Below are 21,844 nucleotides of genomic sequence, written 5' to 3' on the forward strand. Positions count from 1 at the left end.
ATGAGCAGGCACACGCTCTCGGTGCTGGTGGAGAACAAGCCCGGCGTGCTCGCGCGCGTCGCCTCGCTGTTCAGCCGCCGGGGGTTCAACATCGACTCCCTGGCGGTCGGGCCGACCGAGCACGAGGACATCTCCCGGATGACCATCGTGGTCAACGTCGAGGACCTCCCGCTGGAGCAGGTCACCAAGCAGCTCAACAAGCTGGTGAACGTGCTGAAGATCGTGGAGCTCGACCCGGCCCAGTCGGTCCAGCGCGAACTCACCCTGATCAAGGTGCGGGCCGACGCGGAGAACCGCTCCAGCGTGCTGGAGCTGGTCAACCTGTTCCGCGCGCGCTGCGTCGACGTCGCCTCCGACGCGGTGACCATCGAGGTCACCGGGACGCCGGACAAGCTGGAGGCCTTCATCAAGGTCCTGGAGCCGTTCGGCATCAAGGAACTCGTCCAGTCGGGCATGGTGGCCATCGGCCGCGGCGCCCGTTCCATCACCGACCGCTCTCTCCGGGCCCTGGACCGGACCGCGTAGCGCCCGATCGCGGGCAGAGCCGTACGAAACCCTGAAAGGTTCAAGCAAGTGACTGAGATCTTCTACGACGACCAGGCCGACCTGTCGATCATCCAGGGCCGTGTCGTGGCCGTCATCGGGTACGGCAGCCAGGGCCACGCCCACGCCCTGTCCCTGCGCGACTCCGGTGTGGACGTCCGGGTCGGCCTGCCCGAGGGCTCCAAGAGCCGGGAGAAGGCCGAGGCCGACGGCCTGCGCGTGCTCACCCCGGCCGAGGCGGCCGCCGAGGCGGACCTGATCATGATCCTCGCCCCGGACCACATCCAGCGCCACCTCTACACCCAGGACATCCTGCCGAACCTGCAGGAGGGCGACGCGCTCTTCTTCGGCCACGGACTGAACATCCGCTACGGCCTCATCGAGGCCCCCGAGGGCGTCGACGTCGCGATGGTCGCCCCCAAGGGCCCGGGTCACCTCGTCCGCCGCCAGTACACCGCGGGCCGCGGCGTGCCGTGCCTCGTCGCGGTCGAGAAGGACGCCACCGGCGCCGCCTGGCCGCTGGTGCTCTCCTACGCCAAGGGCATCGGCGGCACCCGCGCCGGCGCGCTGAAGACCACCTTCACCGAGGAGACCGAGACCGACCTCTTCGGCGAGCAGGCCGTGCTCTGCGGCGGCGTCTCCGAGCTGATCAAGGCCGGGTTCGAGACCCTGATCGAGGCGGGCTACCAGCCCGAGGTCGCCTACTTCGAGTGCCTGCACGAGATGAAGCTGATCGTCGACCTCATGTACGAGGGCGGCATCCACAAGATGTACTGGTCGGTCTCCGACACCGCCGAGTACGGCGGCTACTCCCGCGGCCCGCGCGTCGTGACGGAGGAGACCAAGAAGGAGATGAAGCGCATCCTCGCCGAGATCCAGTCCGGCGAGTTCGCCAAGGAGCTCGTCGAGGAGTTCGACGGCGGCCAGAAGAAGTTCACCGCCTACCGCGAGGAGCTGGCCGAGCACCCGATCGAGAAGACCGGCGCCAAGCTCCGCCCGATGATGAGCTGGCTGAAGTAGGGGTTCCGCACGCGGTACGGCGCCGCCCGGGAGGTCCCGGGCGGCGCCGTTCTTTTTTCGGACGCGTGCTCTTCCGGACGCGGGCGCGGATCCGCGGGCCGCTACCGGCGGGCGAACACCTGGGTCCAGTAGGGGACGCCGCCGGAGTTCTTGGCGTAGGCCACGGCGATGTGGGTGAGCTTGCAGTTCAGGATGTTGGCCCGGTGGCCGCGGCTCCTCATCCAGACGTCCGTGACGGACTCGGCGCTGCGCTGGCCCCAGGCGATGTTCTCGGCCCAGGCGCGGAGCGGGGAGAACCCCGCCTCCCGGATCCGGTCGGCGGGGGTGCGTCCGTCCTTCGACGTGTGGCTGAAGTAGCGGTTCCCGGCCATGTCGGTGGAGTGGCCCAGGGCCGCGGTGTACAGCCTGGCGTCGAAGACGACCGGGGCGCAGCCGTAGTCGGCGCGTGCCTGGTTGACGAGGTCGATCACCCGCTTCTCGGCGGGCCGCTGCCCCGGCGCGGTCGGCGTGGGGGTGGGGGCCGGGGTGGCCGTGCCGGTCGGCGCCGGGGTGGGGGCCGCCGTCGGGGTGGCGGTCGGGGTGGGCGCGGGGCTCGCGCCGCCGGTCGGCGTCGGGGTCGGCGTCGGGGTTCCCTTGGGCAGGGAGGCCAGGAGGTCCATCCGCGGGGTGGTGACGCCGCTCCCGCCGCTGCTGTAGGCGACGGCCTTGCCGGTGCTCCGGAACGCCGCCAGGATCTCGGCCACGGTCGCCTCCGGCATGGCCTGCCGCATCACCGCGAAGGCGCCGGCCACGTGCGGGGCGGCCATGGAGGTGCCGCTGTAGCGGGCCCAGGCGTCGTCCGGGACGCTGGACATGATCTGCACGCCGGGGGCGAAGACGTCGAGCAGCGCGCCCCGGTTGGAGAAGGCCGCGATCGCGTCGCCGTTGTCGGTGGCGCCCACCGTCACGGCGGTGGAGATGCACCCGGGCGAGCTGACCGCGGCGCCGTACCCGGAGTTGCCGGCGGCGATCACGGTGGCGACGCCGCGGCCCAGCAGCGCGTCGATCTCGGGCTTGACGCCGTTGCCCTGGGGGTCGGCGTCGCAGGAGGAGGAGAACCGGCCGCCGCCGAGGCTCATGTTGGCCGCGGCGATCTTACGGCTCTTGCTCAGTTCCGCGACGTGCGCGAGCGCGCGCTTCTGGTCGGAGGTGTAGGACATGACGCACGGGGCCTGCCCGCCGCAGGCGTCGGCGCTGTCGAACCGGGAGAACACCTGGATGGCGATGATGCCCGAATCGGGGGCCACGCCGCTGCCGCCGGCGCCGGCGGTCTGCTTGCCCGAGGCGATGCCGGCCACGTGGCTGCCGTGCGTGCAGAGGCTTCCGCCGCTGCCGCACTTGGCGGTCTCGGCGTCGGCGGCGCCGGCGCCGGTCTGCGCGTTCGCGCCGTTGGGGCAGAGGGACGCCGACCTCTGGCCGCTGTCGGTGGTGGAGAAGCACGCCTCGGCGACGATGCGGCCGGCGAAGAACGGGTGGTCGCGGTCGATGCCGGTGTCCAGGATCGCGACGTCCCAGCCGGCGCCGGTGCGCCCGGACGCGTGGGCCTTGTCGGCACCGATGACCTTGAGGCTGGTCCCCAGCGTGGGCGGGCTGAGCCGGTCCTCGTAGATCGACTCGATGCGCTCGTCGTCGTCGAGCTTGGTCAGCGTCGCCTTGTCGACCTCCATGACGAAGAAGTCGCGGGCGGGCGGCTGCTTCGGCACGTCGGTGGTCGCCGACAGGGCCTCGGCGCTCTTGGCGACGGGCGCGACCTGCTGACCGCGGTCGACTTCGACGATGGCGCGGACCGTCTCGCCCTTCTGGACCTCGGCCTTGAGGGCCGGGTCGACGACGGGGGCGTCGCCCGCGGCGGGTGCGGCGTGGGCCGCGGGTGCGGCGGCCAGGGTCGCGACGGTGGCGGTGAGCACGGTGGTGGTGAGCACGGTGGTGGTGAGCACGGTGGCGCTCGCCAGGAGAGACCGCAGCCTCAATGTTCCTCCGGGGGTGAAAGAGGTCCGGCGAGCATGCCCAGGTGATGCCGCTCGGCCGGTCGTCGGGGGGCGGGTCCCGCGGGAACACGCGGGAGGGGCGCGTCAGGGGGGCCGGCGGGAGCGTGCGCTCGGCCGTCGGGTGGTCCCTGAGGGTCGTCCGCTTTCCGGAGATCAACTGGAAAGCGGGAACCATGGTACTTATGAGACTTCAGTTAAGAAACTTAAACTTTGCGGCTCAAACGGTAAATTTCGCACTATCTTTCACTTGAGGTCCTGAACTGGTGAAAGATCTCGCATCCCGTGCGATGCGGACGGGGCCGCAGGGCGGCTTCCCGGAGCCCGTGTACGGCGACGCCCCCGCGACGATCCGTCCGTCGCGGGGGCGTCCGCGTCTCCCGGTGCGGCCCGGGAGCGACCCCTCCCTGCCCGCCGGGCTCGCCCGGACAGCGGCGCGGCGGGCGGGAGGTTCACCGGAGGCGGCGGAGGAACGCGTGGGGGGTGCTCCGCCGCCTCCGGGTGCTCACTTGGCGACGAAGACCTGGGTCCAGTACGGCGTGCCGCCGGAGCTCTTGACCATGCCCGCGCCGATGAGGTTGTACTTGCAGTTCATGATGTTCTTGCGGTGGCCGTCGCTCTTCATCCAGCCGGCGACCACGGAGGCCGGGGTCCCGTAGCCCGCGGCGACGTTCTCCGCGAACGCCGATCCTCCGGTGAAGCCCGCCGCGCGGATGCGCGCCACGAAGTCGGGGCCGCCCGGGAACTGGTGCGTCATCTGGTTGCGGGAGGCCTGGGTGGCCGAGTGGTCGTGGGCGGCCTTGTTGAGCTGCGGGTCGTGCTGGAGCGGGCCGCACCCGCCCTTCTGCCGCTCGATGTTGGTCAGGCGCACGACCTCGTTCTCCTCGGCCGTTCCCGTGCCGTTCCCCGGGGTCGTGGGGGTCGTGGTGGGCGTGGCCGTGGGGCTCGCCGTCGGAGTGGCCGAGGGGGCGGGGGCCGGCGTGCCCGTGGAGGAGCAGGAGAGCCGGACCGCCTGCGACTTGGCCGCGTTGCCGCGGTAGTCCAGGACCACCGCGTAGTAGGTGCGCGGGGTGGCGCCGCAGCGCAGCTTGACGGTCAGGGTGCCGTTGACCCCCCGCCTGGCGCCGCTGGCGAGGGTGCGGTCGGGGCCGCGGTTGGCCTGCTTGATCCGGATGCGGAGCAGGGCCCGGTCGTCACAGCCGGCTCGGGTGCCGGTCACCTGGATCTTCCCGGCGGGAGTGACGGTGGGGGCGGACACCTGCACCCGGCAGGTGTCCCGGGGGGCCGCAGCGGCGTGGGCCGCGGCGACCGGGGTGCTCAGTGCCGCCAGACTCCCGAGGCACACCAGTGCCCCCAGCGGTCTGCGCATATCGGTTCCTCCAGAGGGTTAGACGCTGGATGGAACCCGCATTCTGTCGGGGGTAGATCCCTCTTGTCACGAAATTTAAGGAATTCATAAGGCGCGCGAGTAAACCTGAGTGATCGTTGGGGCGTCTGCGATCAACACCGCACGGGCTTCGACCAGGAGCATTCGAGCTCTGGAACGTTCGAGGCCGTCTCACGGAGCGGGATGGAGGAGATCCCGGCCGGAGCGGTCCGGCTGAACCGGGCCAGCCGGACGGCGATCTTGTCCTCGATGTCCCTCGGGGGGCCGGACAGGTACTGGTTGAGCATGATCGAGAAGACCAGGGGTTCGCCGTCGGCTCCCGTCACGTAACCCGACAGGGAGGTGACCCCGGTCAGCGAACCGGTCTTGGCGCGGACGTTCCCGGCCGCCGGGGTGCCGCGCATCCGGCTGCGCAGGGTCCCCCCGGTCATCCGGTCCGCCTCGCCCGCGACCGGCAGCGAGCCGTACCAGGCGGGGAACCAGGGCCTGGCGCGCAGCGCCAGCAGCAGCCCGGTGACCCCGCCGGGTGTCAGGCCGTCCACCCGGGACAGGCCGGAACCGTCCCGCATGCGCAGCGTGGGCATGCCGTTGGCCTGCGCGAAGGAGGTGATCGCGGACAGTCCGGCGCTCCAGGTCCCGGCGCCGGAGACCTTCCGCCCGATCGACTTGACGAGGATCTCGGCATGCATGTTGTTGCTGAGTTTCATGAACGGCACGAGCAGCTCGCCCAGCGGCATCGACCGGCGCTCGGCCACGGCCGCCGCGCCGGACGGGGCCGCCCCGCGTGCCGTACGGCCCAGCACCCGCACCCCGTGCCTGCTCAGGGCCGTGCGGAAGAGCGAGGCCGCGTAGCCGGTGGGGTCGTCCACCGTGACCCACTCGTCGTAGCCGTCCGCCACGGTCCCGGTGACCACGACGGTGTTGGTGCCGTGCCGCCGCTCGACCAGCACGTCGGTCCCGCTTCCGGTCACCGCCCGGTTCTCGATCTTCAGGTAGTCCGTCTCCGGGGTGGTGGAGACCTTGGCGGGCCGCCCGGCGGCGTCGCCGGGGGCGACCGAGACGATGACCGAGCCGGCGTCGTAGTCGGTGTCGGGGGAGGCGGTCAGCGCCGAGATCTGCCCGGCGTAGTAGTACGGCTCGTCGTCCCACGCCCAGTCCGCGCCGAGCCGCACCGCGTCGAACCAGGTGTCGTCGGCGACCAGCCTGCCGGTGACCGTCCTGATCCCCGCGGCGGCCACCCGGGCGGCCAGGGCGTCGTAGTCGGCGGCGAGCATGGTGGGATCGCCCGTGCCCCGCAGGTAGAGGTCGCCGGTGAGGACGGGTCCGGTCCGGCGGCCGGCGGACAGCACGCTCGTGGTGAAGCGGAAGTCCGGGCCGAGGTGCTCGACCGCGGCGGCGGAGGTGACCAGCTTGGCGTTGGAGGCGGGAGTGAGGATCTTCCCGCCGTCCCGGGCGTAGAGCTCCTCGCCCGTGGCGGCGCTGCGCACCGCCACCCCGGCCCGCGCGGGGACGAGGCGCGCGTCGGAGAGGATCTGGTCGAGGTCGGCGACCAGGTCCGCGACGCCGGGGGCGGGCTGCAGGGCGACGGCGGGCGCCGGGGCGAGGGCGGGGGCCGAGGCGCAGGTGAGGCCCGCCAGCAGGAGGAGGGAGAGGACGGTCCGTCGTGATGGCCGCATGGCTGCTCCAGGGACACTAGGCCTATGTCGTGATCGTGCGGAACGGCGGGCCGGGTGACAATACGGAATTTTCGTATTTTCTAGCCCTACCGAGCGTTCACTTGGTGCGGTTCAATGTGCGGATGGTGACACCGGCGTCCGTCCCCGCCCCAGATCCCGTCCCTGAGCCTGCCCCCGCCCCCGCCACCGTCCCCGTCCCGCGCGGCGTGCGCGTCGGCTACGGCGTCGGCTCGGTCTCCACCGCGACCTTCTCCACGGTCCCCGGCCTGCTGCTGCTGTTCTACATGACGAACGTGCTGGCCGTCCCGGCGTGGATCGCGGGCCTGGTCGCCTTCCTGCCGAAGGTCTGGGACGTCGTCATCAACCCCTGGGTCGGCCAGCGCTCCGACCGCACGGTCTCCCGGCTCGGCGCCCGCCGTCCCTGGATGCTGGTCGGCGCGATCACCCTGCCGCTGGCGTTCGCCGCCACGTTCGCGGGCCCGCCGCTCACCGGCCTGCCCGCCGCCGCCTACGTCGCGGTCTGCTACTTCCTCACCGCGACGGCCTACGCCTTCTACGAGGTCCCGTACAAGGCCATGGCGGCCGAGATGACCACCGACTACCACGAGCGCTCGGCGATCCTGCAGTGGAAGATGGTCTTCGTCGGCCTGGCGATCCTGCTCTCCGGCGCCGCCGCACCGGCGATCGCGGGCAGTACGGTCTCCGGCTACCGGCTCATGGGCCTGGTCGTCGCGGCGGCGCTGTTCGCCTCGATGATCGCCTCCTTCCTCGGTACGGCCCGCGCCCCGGTGGTCACCCGGGCCGAGGCGGAGGCGTCGGTCCGGGCCCAGTTCGCCGCGGCCCGCACGAACCGGCCCTTCATGACGCTGCTCGGCCTGAGCTGCGCCCAGATGTTCGCCGCGGGGACGCTGCTGGCCGGTGCGCCGTACATGGCCACCTACACGCTGCGCGACCCCGGGGCCACGACCACCCTGCTGCTGTGCATCGTCGGGCCGCTGCTGGTCACGATGCCGGGCTGGGTCTGGCTCTCGCGCCGCTACGACAAGCGCGGGGCGATGGTCCTGGCCTCGGCGCTGTTCCTGGCCGGCACGGTCGGGCTGGCGCTGTCCGGGCAGCTCGGCGCGGTCTACGCGCACGCGTGCGTGCTCGTCGTGGGGATCGGCTACTCCGGGCTCCAGCTGCTGCAGTTCTCGATGCTGTCCGACGTGATCGTCTACGACGAGGCGGTCACCGGCAGGCGCCGGGCCGGGGTCTTCACCGGGCTCTGGACGGCCGCCGAGACGGTGGTCTTCGCCTTCGGCGCGCTCGTGTACGGCTGGCTGCTGGGCGCGGCGGGCTTCGTGGAGTCGGACCCGAAGACGCCGGTGGAGCAGCCCGAGGCGGCGGTCCAGGCCGCGCTGTACGGCGGCACGCTGATCCCGGCGCTCCTCGTCGCCGTCGCCATCTGGCTGACCACGCGCTACGGCCTCACCGCGGAGCGGCTCGCCTCGGCCGGGGAGCTCAGATCAGCTGAGGCGTGATCACCACGAACGCGCAGTCGCCGAAGGAGACGACGTCGCCCGGCCGGACCCTCGCCGGTCCGACCAGGCGCCAGTCGTTCAGCCGGGTGCCGTTGAGCGAGCCGAGGTCGACGAGGACCCAGTCGTCCTCGTCGCGGCGGAGCTCGGCGTGCACGCGGGAGACGGTCAGGTCGGCCAGGACCAGGTCGCAGGCCGAGCCCCGGCCCACCACGTAGCGGGTCCTGGCGTCGCCGGGCAGCGCCAGCTTGGGCAGCCGGGGGCGGCGCCAGGCCGACTCCACGCGGGTGGTGAAGTCGGAGACCGAGGAGACGACCCCGGTCACCAGGCGGCGCAGCCGGCCGCGCTGCGGCAGATCGGCGACCAGTTCGTCCAGTTCGCCCTGGTTGCGGGCGCGGAGCGCCATGTCGACGCGCCCGAGGAACGTGTCGTGCGAAAGTCGCCCCTCGACGGCGCGGTCACGGAGCTCGTTGATCGCACGATCGCGGTCCCCGTCGGATGCGCGTGCCGGGGGATGCGTCGAGCTCATCCCTCGAGTATCGGTCCCCGCGCCGACGTCTGTCCACAATATGCGGATCTCTCGTCCCCGCTTGCCGTGACCATACTGAGTATGCATACTCAGTATTCATGGCGATCCGACAAGGGCTGCTCGCCCTGCTGAGCCAGGGGCCCCGCTACGGCTACCAGCTGCGCGCCGAGTTCGAGGCGTCGACGGGGGCGACCTGGCCGCTCAACATCGGCCAGGTCTACACGACGCTCTCGCGCCTGGAACGCGACGGCCTGGTCGCCCCCGGGGAGCAGGACGACCAGGGCCGGGTCGTCTACTCGATCACCGAGGCCGGTCGGACCGAGATGGAGCGATGGCTCAGCACCCCCGTCGCCCAGTCCGACCGGCCCCGGGACGAGCTGGTCATCAAGCTCGCGATGGCGGTCACCGCGGGCGCGGACGTGCGCCCGGTGATCCAGGTCCAGCGCACCGCGACGATGCGCACACTCCAGCGGCTCACCCGGGCCAAGCTGGCGAGCACCGCCGGCCCGGCCCAGCGGCTGGTGCTCGACTCCATGATCTTTCAAGCCGAGGCCGAGCAGCGCTGGCTCGACCACTGCGAGGCCGTGCTCACGGCCTCCCCCCAGACGCAGGAGACGCAAGCTTGACTTCCTCTCCACGGCTGAAGCCGGGGGATTCCGACCCTCACGGGTCGGGTTTCCTGCTTCACCGCCGACTGCCCGCCGGGCGTGCGCCCTTGAGGTCTTACACCGGCTCCACAGGCGTTTCACCTCTCCGCCAGCCCGGCGGCGAGGACGTTCTTGGCGGCGTTGACGTCGCGGTCGTGAACCGCGCCGCAGGCGCACTCCCAGCTCCGCACGTCCAGCGGCATTGTGCCTTGCAGGGCGCCGCAGGACGAGCACAGTTTGGAGGAGGGGAACCAGCGGTCGATCACGATCAGTTCCCGGCCGTACCAGACGGTCTTGTACTCCAGCATCGCCCGCAGCTCCCGCCAGGAGGCGTCGGAGACGGCGCGCGCCAGCGCATGGTTCTTGACCAGGTTGCGGACGGTCAGGTCCTCCACGGCGATCACTTGGTTCTCGCGAACGAGCCGGGTGGTGAGCTGGTGCAGGAAGTCGCGGCGCCGGTCGGTGATCCGCGCGTACACGCGGGCCACCTTCCGCTTCGCCTTGGCCCGGTTGGCCGAGCCTGTCGCTTTGCGGGCGAGGTTGCGCTGGGCCTTGGCCAGGCGGCGGCGGTCGGCCCGTTCATGCCGGGGGTTGGTGATCTTCTCGCCGGTCGACAGGGTGAGCAGGGAGGTGATCCCGGCGTCCAGGCCGACCGCGGCGTCCACCGGATCGAGGGGCCGGATGGACTCCTCCACCAGGAGGGACACGAACCAGCGGCCCGCGCTGTCGCGCGACACCGTCACCATGGACGGCTGCGCGCCCTCCGGCAGCGGCCGCGACCACACGATGTCCAGGGGCGCGTCCATCTTCGCCAGGGTGAGCGTGCCGTCGCGCCAGCGGAACGCCGAGCGGGTGTACTCCGCCGACGCGCGGGACTTCTTGCGGGACTTGAACGTCGGGTACTTCGCCCGTTTGGCGAAGAAGTTCGCGAACGCCGCCTGCAGGTGGCGCAGCGCCTGCTGCAGCGGCACGGAGGAGACCTCCGACAGGAACTCCAGCCCCTGCTCGCGTTTCCATGCCGTGAGCATCGCCGAGGACTCCACGTAGGAGACGCGGCGGCCCTCGGCCGTGTAGGCGCGCGAGCGCATGGCCAGGGCCTTGTTGTAGACGTAGCGGGCGCAGCCGAACGTCCGGGCCAGCTCGGAGGCCTGTTCGGGGGTCGGGTGGAAGCGGTATCTGTAGGCCCGCTTCACGATCTGCGCCATACCTCACACGATACCGAGAGATCAGCTAAGAATCTGGCGAATGCTCACATCCAGGCGGCACCATGCCGCCTTTCCTTCCCACGCCTGAAGGCGGGGGTCTCCATGCTCAAGGAGTTTCGATGAGTTTCGATCCGGTCGTACGGCTCGCGGACGTGACCCGCGTCCACGGCGACGGCCCGCAGGCCGTACCCGCCCTGAGGGGGGTGAGCATGGAGGTCGCCGCGGGGGAGCTGGTCGCGGTCATGGGACCGTCGGGGTCCGGCAAGTCGACCCTGCTCAACCTGGCCGGGGGCCTCGACCTGCCCACCTCGGGCGCGGTCGTCGTGGAGGGCACGCCGCTGACCAGCCTCTCGGCGAAGGAACTCGCCGCCCTGCGCCGCAGGCACGTCGGCTACGTCTTCCAGGACCTCAACCTGATCCCGTCGCTGACCGCCGTGGAGAACGTGATGCTCCCGCGGGAGCTGGACGGGGTCCGGGCGAGGACGGCCCGGAGCGAGGCCCTGGAGATCCTCGCAGAGGTGGGCCTGGCCGAGCCCGGCCGCTTCCCCGACGAGCTCTCCGGCGGCCAGCGCCAGCGGGTCGCGATCGCCCGCGCGCTGGCCGGCGAGCGGCGGCTGATCCTGGCCGACGAGCCCACCGGCGCGCTGGACACTCCCACCGGCGACGACATCCTCCGGCTGCTGCGCGCCCGCTGCGACGCCGGAGCGGCCGTCCTGCTGGTCACCCACGAACCCCGTTACGCCGCCTGGGCCGACCGGGTGGTCTTCCTGCGCGACGGTGAGATCACCGACTCCACCGAGGCCGCCCTGGAGAGTGCCCGATGAGCGCCGGTGAGGGAGGCCGCCCGACGGACTCGGCGGGGGACCGCCCGGCGGGTGCGGGGAAGGGTGAGCGTCCGCTCGCAGCCGGGCGATCCCCGCTCGCCGCGCTCCTGGCCGCCCTGCGGATCTCCCGCCGGGACGCCTGGCGGGCCAGGGGGCGCAGTGCGCTGATCATCGTGATGGTCGCCCTGCCGGTCATGTTCTTCTCCGGCGCCGCGACCTGGACCGCCACCGAGGACGTCGACTCCCGCGAGGCCCTTCCCTGGAATCTCGGCGCGGCCGACGCGAAGGTGCTCGGGCCGGTGCTCAGCGATCCGGTGCGGCAGAGCGCGGACGGCGCCGTGTGGTTCGACGAGGACGGCAAAGGCGCGGGCGGGGACTCCGGGGTCACCGGCGGGGGCAGGGAGCCCTCCCGCGAGGAGGTCGCCTCGTTCTTCGCGCCGGGCAGCCGGGCGGTGCCGGTGCGCGGCGGCTGGAGCGGCTACCGGGACTCCCGCGGCTACCGGGAGGCCGAGGTCAGGGAGATCGACCTGCGCGACCCGATCACCACGGGCATGTACCGGCTGGTCTCCGGACGCCTGCCCCGGTCGGCCGGAGAGGTCGCGGCGGCCCCGGGCCTGGATGTGGGCGTGGGCACCAGGCTCACGCTGGACGGGGTGGGCGCCCCCGTCACCGTGGTGGGCGTCGTCGAGCCGCAGAGCGGTCCCCGGCACGTGCAGATCGTGGCGATGCCCGGCACCGTGCCGGACGGCGCCCGGCAGCACGGCCACACCGAGTGGCTCGTCGACACCCCCGCACCGGTCTCCTGGCCGCAGGTGCGCGAGCTCAACCGCAAGGGCGTGCTCGTCGCCTCCCGGGCGGTGATCGACGATCCGCCGCCGCCCGGGGGCATGGAGGACCCGGCCCCCGGCGATCGGCAGGATCCCCGGACGGCGGCGGTGGCCGCGCTCGGCGTGGCGATGGTCGTGCTGGAGGTCGCGCTGCTGGCCGGTCCGGCGTTCGCGGTCGGCATCCGCCGCCGCCGCAGGGAGCTCGCGCTGCTCGCGGCGCAGGGCGCCGCCGCCCGGCACCTGCGCTGGATCGTGCTCGCCGACGGGCTCACCCTCGGGTCGGCCGCCTCCGTGCTCGGCTCCCTCCTCGGGGTGGGGATCATGGCGGTGATCGCCCCCTTCTTCCACCGCGGTCCGTTCGACCTGCCGCTGGGCCAGGTGGCGCTGGTGGCGCTCCTCGGCGTGGTGAGCAGCCTGCTCGCCGCGCTCGTCCCCGCCGTGCAGGCGGCCAGGACGGACTCGGTCGCCGTGCTGGCCGGCCGGGCCGGCCGGGTCAGGGACCGCAGGGGCCGGCCGGTCGCGGGCCTGGTGCTGCTGCTGGCCGGCTGCGCGGTGGCCGGCGGCTCGGCGCGGTTCGCCGATGTGCGGGACCCGTCCCCGGACAGGCTCGGACTGCTCGCCGGCGCCGTCCTGGGCCAGCTCGGCCTGGTCCTCCTGGCGCCGTGGCTGGTCCGCGCCGCGGCCGGCCTCGCCGTACGGCTCCCGCTGCCCTTCCGGCTCGCCGCCCGCGACGCCGCGCGCAACCGGGGGCGCACGGCCCCCGCGGTGGCCGCCGTCCTGGTGGCCACGGCCGCGTTCACCGCGCTGGGGGTCATCACCTCCAGTGAGCTGGCCCGGAACAGGGAGCAGTATCTGCCCTCGTACGTCCACGGCACCACGGCCGTGTTCTCGATGTCCTCCGACGTCCGGACCTGGGCCGAGATCAAACGGGTCGCGGCCGCGGCGCTGCCGGGCGTGCCGCTGGTCGAGGCGGGCAGGCTCGCCGAGCCCGGAGGCCACTCCGTCGACGTGGTGCCCACGACCTTCGAATGCGCGGAGTACTGCGTGCGGTCCGGCGGCACCCTCGGCGAGTTGCCGGTCGGCGGGGTGGACCTGCTCCGCCACCTCCTGCGCCGCGCCGACCCGGCGGCCGAGGCCGCGCTCGCCGAGGGCAAGGCGGTGGTCTTCGATCCGGCGGCGGTCCGGGGCGGCACGCTCGCCTTCCGGGACTTCTACGCGGGGAAGGAGAAGACCCGCACCCTGCCCGCCGTCGTCGTGTCCGGGCGGACGCCGGTGCCGGTGACCGGGGTGCTGCCGGTCGGCTCGGCGGCCGCGCTCGGCCTGGAGGTCCGCTACGACCACCTGCTCGCCGATCCGGCGGTGTTCCGCGCCTCCCAGGAGGACACCGACCGCCTGCGCGCCGCGGTGGAGGCGGTCTCCTCCTCGGCCGGCGCGCGGACCGAGAACGGCTTCAACCATGACGAGACCGTCACCCTGCTGGTCTTCGCCGCCATCGCGGGAGTGCTGGCCCTCGGCGGCACGTTCGCCGCGACCGGCCTGGCCGCCGCCGAGGCCAGGCCGGACCGGGCCACGCTGGCCGCGGTGGGCGCGTCCGCCGGCGTCCAGCGGCTCGTGGTGGCGGGGCAGGCGGCGTTCATCGCCGGGCTCGGGGTGGCCGCGGGCATCGCGGCCGGGCTGGTCCCCGGCGTCGCCGACGCCCTCGCCGCGTCGGCCCGCGCCGCCTCCGGCTGGAGGATCGAGATAGGTCCCGGAGGGCACCGGCCCGACGTGAGCGGCGTGGTCGACGTGCCGTGGGCCGCGCTCGGGCTGATGCTGGTGGGCCTGCCGCTGGTGGCCGCGCTGGTGGCGGCGCTGTTCACCCGGACACGCCTGGTGCTGACCCGCCGGATGACCTGACCGCCGCCCGCGGCCCCCTCCGCGGGAGGGGGCCGCGGGCGGCGGGACCGCTCCGCGACCGGGGCTACGGCAGCGTGATGCGGATCTTGGACTGCTTGTGCGGGAGCTTCTCCCAGTCGTCCATGAACCTGGCCGCCAGGCCGTGCCTGGCGGCCAGGTCCAGCAGCGTCTCGGTGCGGTAGTAGAAGTCCTCGCGCAGGACCTGGTGCTCGCGGCCCTCGGTCCGGTCGAAGGTGAAGTCGAACCAGCCGCCGGGCTTCATGACCCGGCCCACGTGGGCGAAGCACTCGTCGATCACGTGCAGCGGGGAGTGCGAGAAGACGCTGTGCGCGTGGACCACGTCGAAGTGCCGGTCGGGCAGGAACGCGAAGCGCAGGTCCCGGACCGGGGTCAGGTGGGGGAGCTTCTCGCGCAGGCCGTACTCGGCCAGGGTGTGCTGGGCGGCGACCAGGATGTCGGGGGAGATGTCCAGGCCGTAGTAGCCGCTCCCGTGGAGATAGTCGATGAACAGCCGGCCGGCGCGCAGGTTGCCGCAGCCGATCTCCAGCATCCGGTGCTCGGGCCGCAGGCCGTGTCCGACGAGGTAGTCGAACTGCATCTGGCCGAGGGCGAGCCAGCGGGCGTGCGACTTGCTGCCGACCGCCGCCTCGGGGCTGCGCGCGGTGTCGGACTTCATCACCGCCCGGTAGTAGCTGACGTGGTCGTCGGTGCGCAGCCGGATCCAGGTGTCCCTGGCCAGCCGCCGCAGATGGGGGACGATCCGGCCGGGATGCCGTACGGCATAGCGGATCTGGTGGATCGGGTCCGAACGGGTCATGTCACCTGGTCCTCCGTGAGCAGGTACGCCGGGCCCCCGGCGCCGCGGCGAAGACGGCCACCCCGGCGCCGGGCGGGCCCACATCAGGCATGCTCACCCGGATCGGGCCGTTCCACGGGGGGAACGACCCGATCCAGACCCGCGGATTACCCGGACCATACGTTGCGCCCGGCGGGAGGCCGGACGCCCCGCCTAGTCCCGGACGTCCGCGCAGACCACGTGGGCCCCTATCTCGACCATGCGCTGCTCGCTGCGGGCGTCCGCCACCCGGGCCATGAGGATCGGCGCCTCGCTCGCGGCCAGCTGCGGCAGCCGGGCGCGCACCCCGCGATGCAGGTCCCGCACCACGTCCTCGGCGGCCGACATGTGCACCTTCACGTGCAGCATGATCCCGGGGGCGCCGGAGGCGGTCCGGGCCTCGGAGATCCACACGTGGTGGACGAGCGGGAAGTCGGAGAGGAGGTAGCCGATCGCCACGCGGAGCGCGGGCAGGATCGGATGGGTGCACCGCCGGTAGCCGGGATCGACCATCTGCATCGGCCCCGACAGGTGGGGGCGCGGCGCGGGGATCCACGGCTGGTCGGCGGCCGGGGGCGCCGGGACCCGCAGCGGAGCCGAGAGCGGGTCCGCGGGAGCCTGCCGGCTCGGTGGGGCCGCGCTCACCGCCCCCGGCGGAGCCGTGCTCATCGCCGAGGTCCGCGAGACGGTGGCCATCGCCCCGGTCGCGTACGCGGTCGGTGCCGTGCCCGACAGGACCGGCGTGGGGCCGGTCCGGGTCGCGCGCAGGTACCGCTGGAGATCCTCGATCGGCACGGCCGCCGCGGCGGGTCCGGCGGCATCGATGACGATCTCCCGAACGCCGGTGACGCGCTGGATGTCGAGGATGGTGTCGGCGTCGCACTCCGACAATGAATGGCTGCCACGGTGCCGTGCGTAGGTACTGGCCGAGGTGTATCCGAGCAGCACACGCTCACCGGCCTGCGTCGTCCCCAGGACGACGGAGCGGTCCGGCCGCACGGCGACCAGGAGTCCCCAGTCGGCAAGCGCCGCCAGCAGCCGGTGCGGACCGCCGTGCTGCGCGAGCACGTCGCCGAGAGCGGGGTTCCCGATGCTCATATGACGAACGATAGGTAGAGGACCACGGCTTATGAGAGTAATCGCGAAGATTTATGGCTAGCAATACCAAGTTGAAGTTCTGTGCATGAGATTCGCCGGGAAGGGTACTCCGCAGGGCCGTGACGGGGGCCGGGTTCCCGCCGGATCCACGCGGTGGCGCGGAGGTCTCCGCCGCCGATGGCCGGGCCGGAGGAAGGCCGCAGGTCACCGGGGTGGTCCGAGTGCGCCGTCTCAGATCATGAGGCGGTGCGGGGAGTTCCCGTCTCGGATCGCGGGACACTCGTGAACGCGTTCACAAGCGCCGATAGACTGCGTGAGGTCCGTGCAGCCCTTCCCGTCTCATAAGGAACCACCAGTGAACAAGCCCGTCGTACTGGTCGCAGAGGAACTCTCCGAGGCCGGTCTCGCGGTCCTGGGCGCGGACTTCGAGGTCCGCCACACCGACGGCGCCGACCGCGCCCAGTTCCTGCCCGCCCTCGCCGAGGTGGACGCGCTCATCGTGCGCAGCGCCACCCAGGTCGACGCCGAGGCCATCGCCCACGCGCCCAAGCTCCGCGTCGTCGCCCGCGCCGGCGTCGGCCTGGACAACGTGGACGTGGAGGCCGCCACCAAGGCGGGCGTCATGGTCGTCAACGCGCCCACCTCCAACATCACCAGCGCCGCCGAGCACACCGTCGCGCTGATCCTCGCCTCCGCCCGCAACGTCGCCCAGGCGCACACCGCGCTCAAGGGCGGCGAGTGGAAGCGCTCGAAGTACACCGGCGTGGAGCTCGACGAGAAGGTCGTGGCCATCCTCGGTCTCGGCAAGATCGGCCAGCTGGTGGCCCAGCGCCTGCAGCCGTTCGGCGTCGAGCTGATCGCCTACGACCCCTACCTGCAGCCGGCCCGCGCCGCGCAGATGGGCGTGCGCCTGGTCTCGCTGGAGGAGGCCCTGCGCGAGGCCGACTTCATCACCGTGCACCTGCCCAAGTCGAAGGAGACCATCGGTCTCATCGGCGAGAAGGAACTGCAGATCGTCAAGCCGTCGGTCCGCCTGATCAACGTCGCCCGCGGCGGCATCATCGACGAGAACGCCCTCTACTCCGCGATCAAGGAGGGCCGGGTCGCCGGAGCCGGCATCGACGTGTTCCCCAAGGAGCCCGTCACCGACAGCCCGCTGTTCGAGCTGGACCAGGTCGTCGTCACCCCGCACCTGGGCGCCTCCACCCACGAGGCCCAGGAGAAGGCCGGCACCCAGGTCGCGCGGAGCGTGAAGCTCGCACTCGCCGGGGAGTTCGTGCCGGACGCGGTCAACGTCCAGGGCGGCGCGGTCGCCGAGGACGTCAAGCCGGGCCTGCCGCTGGCCGAGAAGCTCGGCCGGCTGTTCACCGCGCTGGCGGGCGAGGTCGCCACCAAGCTCGACGTCGAGGTCCGCGGCGAGATCGCCGCCCAGGACGTCCGGGTGCTGGAGCTGGCCGCGCTCAAGGGCGTCTTCACCGACGTGGTCGAGGACTCCGTCACCTACGTCAACGCCCCGCTCCTGGCCAAGGACCGCGGTGTGACCGTGGAGCTGGTCACCAGCTCCGAGAGCCCCGACTGGCGCAACGTGGTGACCGTCCGCGGCGTTCTGGCCGACGGCCGCACGGTCTCGGTCTCCGGCACGCTCTCCGGCCCGCGCCAGATCACGAAGATCGTCGAGGTCAACGGCTACGAGATGGAGATCGAGCCGACCGACCACCTGTCCTTCTTCACCTACTCCGACCGCCCCGGCATCGTCGGCGTGGTCGGCCGCATCCTCGGCGACCACGGCATCAACATCGCCTCGATGCAGGTGGCCCGGGACGTCAAGGGCGGCAAGGCGCTCATCGCGCTGACCGTCGACACCGCCATCCCGGCGGAGGTCATCGACCAGATCTCCTCCGAGATCGGCGCCGAGAGCGGCCGCTCGGCGGATCTGGCCGAGTAGCCGGGCGGCCCGGCCGCAGGCCGGGCGCCCCCCGCACCGCACGGCCGCCGCCCCCGCACGGGGGCGGCGGCTGTCTCATTATGTGGGATGCCGGTACGGCGGGCGAGACGGCACTCCGGAGACGGGGTAACCTGAAGCAAATGCGCCAGGTTCTCGTACTCATTACCTGCCGCGGCGGGGCCTGACAGGGCAGGCCGGCGACCCGCCGCGGTGCGGTGGCGCGTCGGCCGGTAAGCCCCCGTCGCCGGCCTGTGACCCGGGCCCGCGACACCAGGTCCGGTCCGGATCCGTCACCGGAGATCCGGACCACCTCCCCCCCCTGCTTCCGTGCGACACGAGACGAGATTCGCCATGTACGACATGTATCCCTGGAACCGGTCCGAGGACGCCGAGGACGAGGCCGCCGCCGCCCTGCAGATGGCGCTGGACCGCCGCGACAACGGCGGCGCCCCTGCCCGGTAAAGGCGGCTTGTCCACTAGATGAGATTAGGTATCCGACAGTCGAGACAGGGCGGTAGGGTGCCTGCATGGATTCGCGCAACATTCGTCTGGCAGTCATCCCCGGCGACGGGATCGGGACCGAGGTCGTCGCCGAGGGCCTGAAGGTCCTCGACGCGGTCGGCGCCAAGGTGGAGGGCACCCACTACGACCTCGGCGCCGAGCGCTACCACCGGACCGGGGAGACCCTTCCCGACGCGGTCCTGGACGAGCTGCGCGGATACGACGCCATCCTGCTCGGCGCGGTCGGCGACCCCAGCGTCCCCCCGGGCGTGCTCGAGCGCGACCTGCTGCTGAGGCTCCGCTTCGAGCTCGACCACTACGTGAACCTCCGCCCGGTCAAGCTCTTCCCGGGTGTCGAGACCCCGCTGGGCAAGGCCCGCCCCGAGGACATCGACATGATCGTCGTCCGTGAGGGCACCGAGAGCCTGTACGCCGGGGCCGGCGGTGTGCTGCGCCGCGGCACGCCGCACGAGGTCGCCACCCAGGAGTCGCTCAACACGGCCTTCGGCGTCGAGCGCGTCGTCCGCTACGCCTTCGACCAGGCGCTGGCCCGTCCCCGCAAGAAGCTGACGCTGGTGCACAAGACCAACGTGCTGACCTACGCCGGCGACCTGTGGGCCCGCACCGTCGACCGCGTCGGACTGGAGTACCCCGACGTGCGGACCGACTACTGCCACATCGACGCGGCCTCGATGTTCTTCGTCAACCAGCCGGAGCGGTTCGACGTGATCGTCACCGACAACCTCTTCGGCGACATCATCACCGACATCGGCGCCGCCGTCGCCGGCGGCATCGGCCTGGCCGCCAGCGGCAACGTCAACCCCGACCGCACCGCGCCCAGCATGTTCGAGCCGGTCCACGGCAGCGCCCCCGACATCGCGGGCCAGGGCAAGGCCGACCCGACCGCGACGATCCTCTCGGTCGCCATGCTCCTGAGCCACCTGGGCCTGGCCGACGAGGCCGCCCGGGTCGAGCGGGCCGTCGCCGACGACCTGCTGGAGCGGCAGGCCGGCCGCGCCGCGCGGAGCACCCGCGAGATCGGCGACGCCATCACCGCCCGAGTAGCCGGCTGACGAGCCGCCACTCACCGACCCGACAGACGCGCCCGGCGGCTCCCAGCGAGCCGCCGGGCGCGTCTTCGTATATCCGGGCCCGTCCCGGGCTCGCCCGGGACCCGTCCGTGGGCCCGTTCGAGGCCCCGTTCGAGGCCCCGTTCGAGGCCACTGCCGGGCACCCGTCCGGATGCAGTAGTTTCCCGTTACCCGGTCCAACGCAGAATGGACTAAAGGGTAGACCCGTCACGAAGAGAAGGATCTCCGTCATGACCACCGCTCAGAAGCTCAGCTTCGACGTGCAGCTCTCCGACCACGCTCGCACCGCGGCCGAGCGCGAGCGGGTACTGGCGAGCCCCGGGTTCGGGCAGGTCTTCACCGACCACATGATCTCGATCGACTACACCGAGGGGCAGGGCTGGCACGACGCCCGGCTCATGCCGTACGGCCCGCTCAGCCTCGACCCGGCCACCTCGGTCTTCCACTACGCCCAGGAACTCTTCGAGGGGCTCAAGGCCTACCGGCAGGAGGGCGGCGCGATCGTCTCGTTCCGGCCGCACGCCAACGCCGCCCGCTTCAACACCTCCGCGCGGCGCATGGCCATGCCCGAGCTGCCCGAGGAGGCGTTCGTCGAGTCGCTGGAGCTGCTCGTCCAGACCGACCGCGACTGGGTGCCCACGACCGCGGGCCACAGCCTCTACCTGCGCCCCTTCATGATCGCGACGCAGGCCGCACTCGGCGTCAACTACCCGTCGAAGAACTACAAGTACATGGTCATCGCCTCCCCGGCCGCCGCCTACTTCGGCGCGGGCAAGGCGGTCTCGGTCTGGCTCTCCACCGAGTACACCCGGGCGGCCCCCGGCGGCACCGGCTTCGCCAAGTGCGGCGGCAACTACGCGGCGGCCTTCGTGGCCCAGCGCCAGGCCGTCGAGCAGGGCTGCGACCAGGTCGTCTGGCTCGACGCCAACGAGCACCGGTACGTCGAGGAGATGGGCGGCATGAACCTCTTCTTCGTCTACGGCGACCGCCTGCTCACCCCGGCCCTCACCGGCACCCTGCTGCCCGGCATCACCCGCGACTCGATCCTCACCCTCGCCTCCGACCTCGGGCTCAAGGCCGAGGAGGGCCGCCTGTCCATCGAGGAGTGGCAGGCCGGCTGCGAGTCCGGCGAGCTCACCGAGGTCTTCGCCTGCGGCACCGCCGCGGTCGTCACTCCGGTCGGCGCGGTCAAGGGCGCCGACCGCGCCTGGACGGTCGGCGACGGCACCCAGGGCCCGGTCACGCAGCGCATCCGCGAGGAGCTGACCGGTATCCAGTACGGCACCCGCCCCGACGCCCACAGCTGGGTCCACAAGATCTGCTGACCCGCCTGTCGTCGATCCGTATGCGGGGAGAGCCCGATCCCATCCACCCGCCCGGGCTCTTTCCGCGTACGGCTTACTCCTCGATCAGCGGATCAGCTTTCCGGTGTCGATGGTCAGGTTCCACGGGGCCGGAGGCGTGGGCTTCTCGCCCATGAGGGGGTTCGCGGGACCTCTCGATCACTGCTTCCGGACCATGGTCAGTCCGTCGGCGATCGGGAGCATGATCGAGGTGACCCGGGGGTCGGCGGCGACCATGTCGTTGAACTCGCGGATCGCCACCGTGGTCTCGTCGTGCTCGGCCGGGTGGGCCACCCTCCCGCCCCACAGCGTGTTGTCCACCAGGATCAGGCCGCCCGGGGTCAGGTGCGTCAGGAGGATCTCGTAGTAGAGCCCGTAGTTCTCCTTGTCGGCGTCGATGAAGGCCAGGTCGACGGCGGGGACGGCGGGCAGGTCCTTCAGGCGCTCGGCGGCCGGGCCGAGCTTCAGCGTGATGTGGCGGGAGAGCCCGGCCCTCTCCCAGTAGCGCCGGGCGACGGAGGTCCACTCCTCGCTGATGTCGAAGCAGGTGAGCCTGCCCCGCAGGGACAGTCCCCGGGCCAGGCAGATGGAGGAGTAACCGGTGAAGGTGCCCACCTCCACGATGTTCTTCGCCCGGGTGAGCTGGACCATCATGGTGAGGAACCTGCCCTGGTCGGGGGTGATCTGCATGCCCGCCCGGTCCCCGGTGAGCTCGCGGGTCTCCACGGCCAGCTCGTCGAGCAGCTCGTCGGGCCAGGTGGAGTGCGCGAGCAGGTACTGCCCGACGGCCGCTTCCAGGTAAGTCGCCTTCATATCACCATTCTTGCTGGTGAGTGATACCGGCCTGCGCGGGGGGTAGCCGGTCCGCAACACGCCGTACATCTCGTATCCTGAGACCGATGTGTCAGATGGTGTCACCGTGTGGCAGACTCCGGA

Annotated in this window: 16 protein-coding genes and 1 pseudogene; 9 read left to right on the top strand and 8 right to left on the bottom strand. The window is 72.0% G+C overall.

Translation table 11 applies throughout. The features are described 5' to 3' along the window. Entirely contained in the window at positions 1-525 is a 525-nt protein-coding gene (ilvN, locus tag FHS22_RS11480; protein ID WP_184940926.1) for an acetolactate synthase small subunit, read from the top strand. A 57-nt stretch (positions 526-582) separates the two neighbouring features. Continuing rightward, positions 583-1,563 (top strand): ketol-acid reductoisomerase, encoded by a 981-nt coding sequence (ilvC, locus tag FHS22_RS11485; RefSeq protein ID WP_184941244.1) that lies wholly within the window; start codon positions 583-585, stop codon positions 1,561-1,563. 101 nt (positions 1,564-1,664) lie between these two features. Here ilvC and FHS22_RS11490 read toward each other — a convergent pair whose 3' ends face one another. From FHS22_RS11490 to dacB, 3 genes are all read right to left on the bottom strand, one after another. Continuing rightward, on the bottom strand, positions 1,665-3,572 hold the full coding sequence (locus tag FHS22_RS11490; RefSeq protein ID WP_184940927.1) for a S8 family serine peptidase: 1,908 nt from the start codon (positions 3,570-3,572) through the stop codon (positions 1,665-1,667). A 520-nt stretch (positions 3,573-4,092) separates the two neighbouring features. Next, the gene (locus tag FHS22_RS11495) at positions 4,093-4,956 is read right to left on the bottom strand and encodes a CAP domain-containing protein (protein WP_184940929.1); all 864 of its coding nucleotides are present in this window, start codon (positions 4,954-4,956) and stop codon (positions 4,093-4,095) included. Between the two features lie 131 nt (positions 4,957-5,087). Continuing rightward, positions 5,088-6,650: a D-alanyl-D-alanine carboxypeptidase/D-alanyl-D-alanine endopeptidase gene (gene dacB / locus FHS22_RS11500; RefSeq protein WP_184940930.1), complete on the bottom strand. Its 1,563-nt coding sequence runs from the start codon at positions 6,648-6,650 to the stop codon at positions 5,088-5,090. A gap of 122 nt (positions 6,651-6,772) precedes the next feature. On the opposite strand from dacB, the gene FHS22_RS11505 reads away from it, so the two are divergent. Next, positions 6,773-8,170, top strand: a complete 1,398-nt coding sequence (locus FHS22_RS11505) for an MFS transporter (RefSeq protein WP_184940932.1) — start codon at positions 6,773-6,775, stop codon at positions 8,168-8,170. Here FHS22_RS11505 and FHS22_RS11510 read toward each other — a convergent pair. Next, on the bottom strand, positions 8,151-8,696 hold the full coding sequence (locus FHS22_RS11510; RefSeq protein WP_184940934.1) for a DUF1707 and FHA domain-containing protein: 546 nt from the start codon (positions 8,694-8,696) through the stop codon (positions 8,151-8,153). The genes FHS22_RS11505 and FHS22_RS11510 overlap by 20 nt on opposite strands. 98 nt (positions 8,697-8,794) lie before the next feature. Here FHS22_RS11510 and FHS22_RS11515 point away from each other — a divergent pair, with 98 nt between their 5' ends. Next, the gene (locus tag FHS22_RS11515) at positions 8,795-9,322 is read left to right on the top strand and encodes a PadR family transcriptional regulator (protein WP_184940935.1); all 528 of its coding nucleotides are present in this window, start codon (positions 8,795-8,797) and stop codon (positions 9,320-9,322) included. A 50-nt stretch (positions 9,323-9,372) separates the two neighbouring features. On the opposite strand, the pseudogene FHS22_RS11520 reads toward FHS22_RS11515, so the two are convergent. Further along, positions 9,373-10,548, bottom strand: a pseudogene (locus tag FHS22_RS11520) (RNA-guided endonuclease InsQ/TnpB family protein); the annotation flags it as partial. A 119-nt stretch (positions 10,549-10,667) separates the two neighbouring features. On the opposite strand from FHS22_RS11520, the gene FHS22_RS11525 reads away from it, so the two are divergent. Both FHS22_RS11525 and FHS22_RS11530 read left to right on the top strand, forming a co-directional pair. Then, on the top strand, positions 10,668-11,372 hold the full coding sequence (locus FHS22_RS11525) for an ABC transporter ATP-binding protein (protein ID WP_184940939.1): 705 nt from the start codon (positions 10,668-10,670) through the stop codon (positions 11,370-11,372). Next, a complete protein-coding gene (locus FHS22_RS11530) occupies positions 11,369-14,095 on the top strand; it encodes an FtsX-like permease family protein (protein WP_184940940.1) in 2,727 nt (908 codons plus the stop codon). The genes FHS22_RS11525 and FHS22_RS11530 overlap by 4 nt, the downstream gene beginning before the upstream one ends. 64 nt (positions 14,096-14,159) lie before the next feature. Here FHS22_RS11530 and FHS22_RS11535 read toward each other — a convergent pair whose 3' ends face one another. Further along, the gene (locus tag FHS22_RS11535; protein WP_184940942.1) at positions 14,160-14,912 is read right to left on the bottom strand and encodes a class I SAM-dependent methyltransferase; all 753 of its coding nucleotides are present in this window, start codon (positions 14,910-14,912) and stop codon (positions 14,160-14,162) included. Between the two features lie 192 nt (positions 14,913-15,104). Further along, positions 15,105-16,028 carry a hypothetical protein gene (locus tag FHS22_RS11540; RefSeq protein WP_184940944.1) on the bottom strand — a complete coding sequence of 308 codons (924 nt, stop codon included), beginning with the start codon at positions 16,026-16,028 and terminating at the stop codon, positions 15,105-15,107. A gap of 355 nt (positions 16,029-16,383) precedes the next feature. Between FHS22_RS11540 and serA the strand changes: the two genes are divergently transcribed. The 3 genes from serA to FHS22_RS11555 all read left to right on the top strand — a co-directional run bounded on the left by serA (position 16,384) and on the right by FHS22_RS11555 (position 20,890). Further along, positions 16,384-17,973: a phosphoglycerate dehydrogenase gene (gene serA, locus FHS22_RS11545; RefSeq protein ID WP_184940946.1), complete on the top strand. Its 1,590-nt coding sequence runs from the start codon at positions 16,384-16,386 to the stop codon at positions 17,971-17,973. A 527-nt stretch (positions 17,974-18,500) separates the two neighbouring features. Further along, complete coding sequence (locus tag FHS22_RS11550; RefSeq protein WP_184940948.1) at positions 18,501-19,547, top strand: 3-isopropylmalate dehydrogenase; 1,047 nt, start codon at positions 18,501-18,503, stop codon at positions 19,545-19,547. Positions 19,548-19,795: 248 nt separating this feature from the next. Beyond that, positions 19,796-20,890 (top strand): branched-chain amino acid aminotransferase, encoded by a 1,095-nt coding sequence (locus tag FHS22_RS11555; protein ID WP_184940950.1) that lies wholly within the window; start codon positions 19,796-19,798, stop codon positions 20,888-20,890. Between the two features lie 177 nt (positions 20,891-21,067). Here FHS22_RS11555 and FHS22_RS11560 read toward each other — a convergent pair whose 3' ends face one another. Then, positions 21,068-21,721, bottom strand: a complete 654-nt coding sequence (locus FHS22_RS11560; RefSeq protein WP_184940951.1) for an O-methyltransferase — start codon at positions 21,719-21,721, stop codon at positions 21,068-21,070. Between the last annotated feature and the right edge of the window lie 123 nt (positions 21,722-21,844).

This window comes from Thiemannella venezuelensis (assembly GCF_014203605.1).
Lineage (GTDB): Bacteria > Actinomycetota > Actinomycetes > Streptosporangiales > Streptosporangiaceae > Planomonospora_A > Planomonospora_A venezuelensis.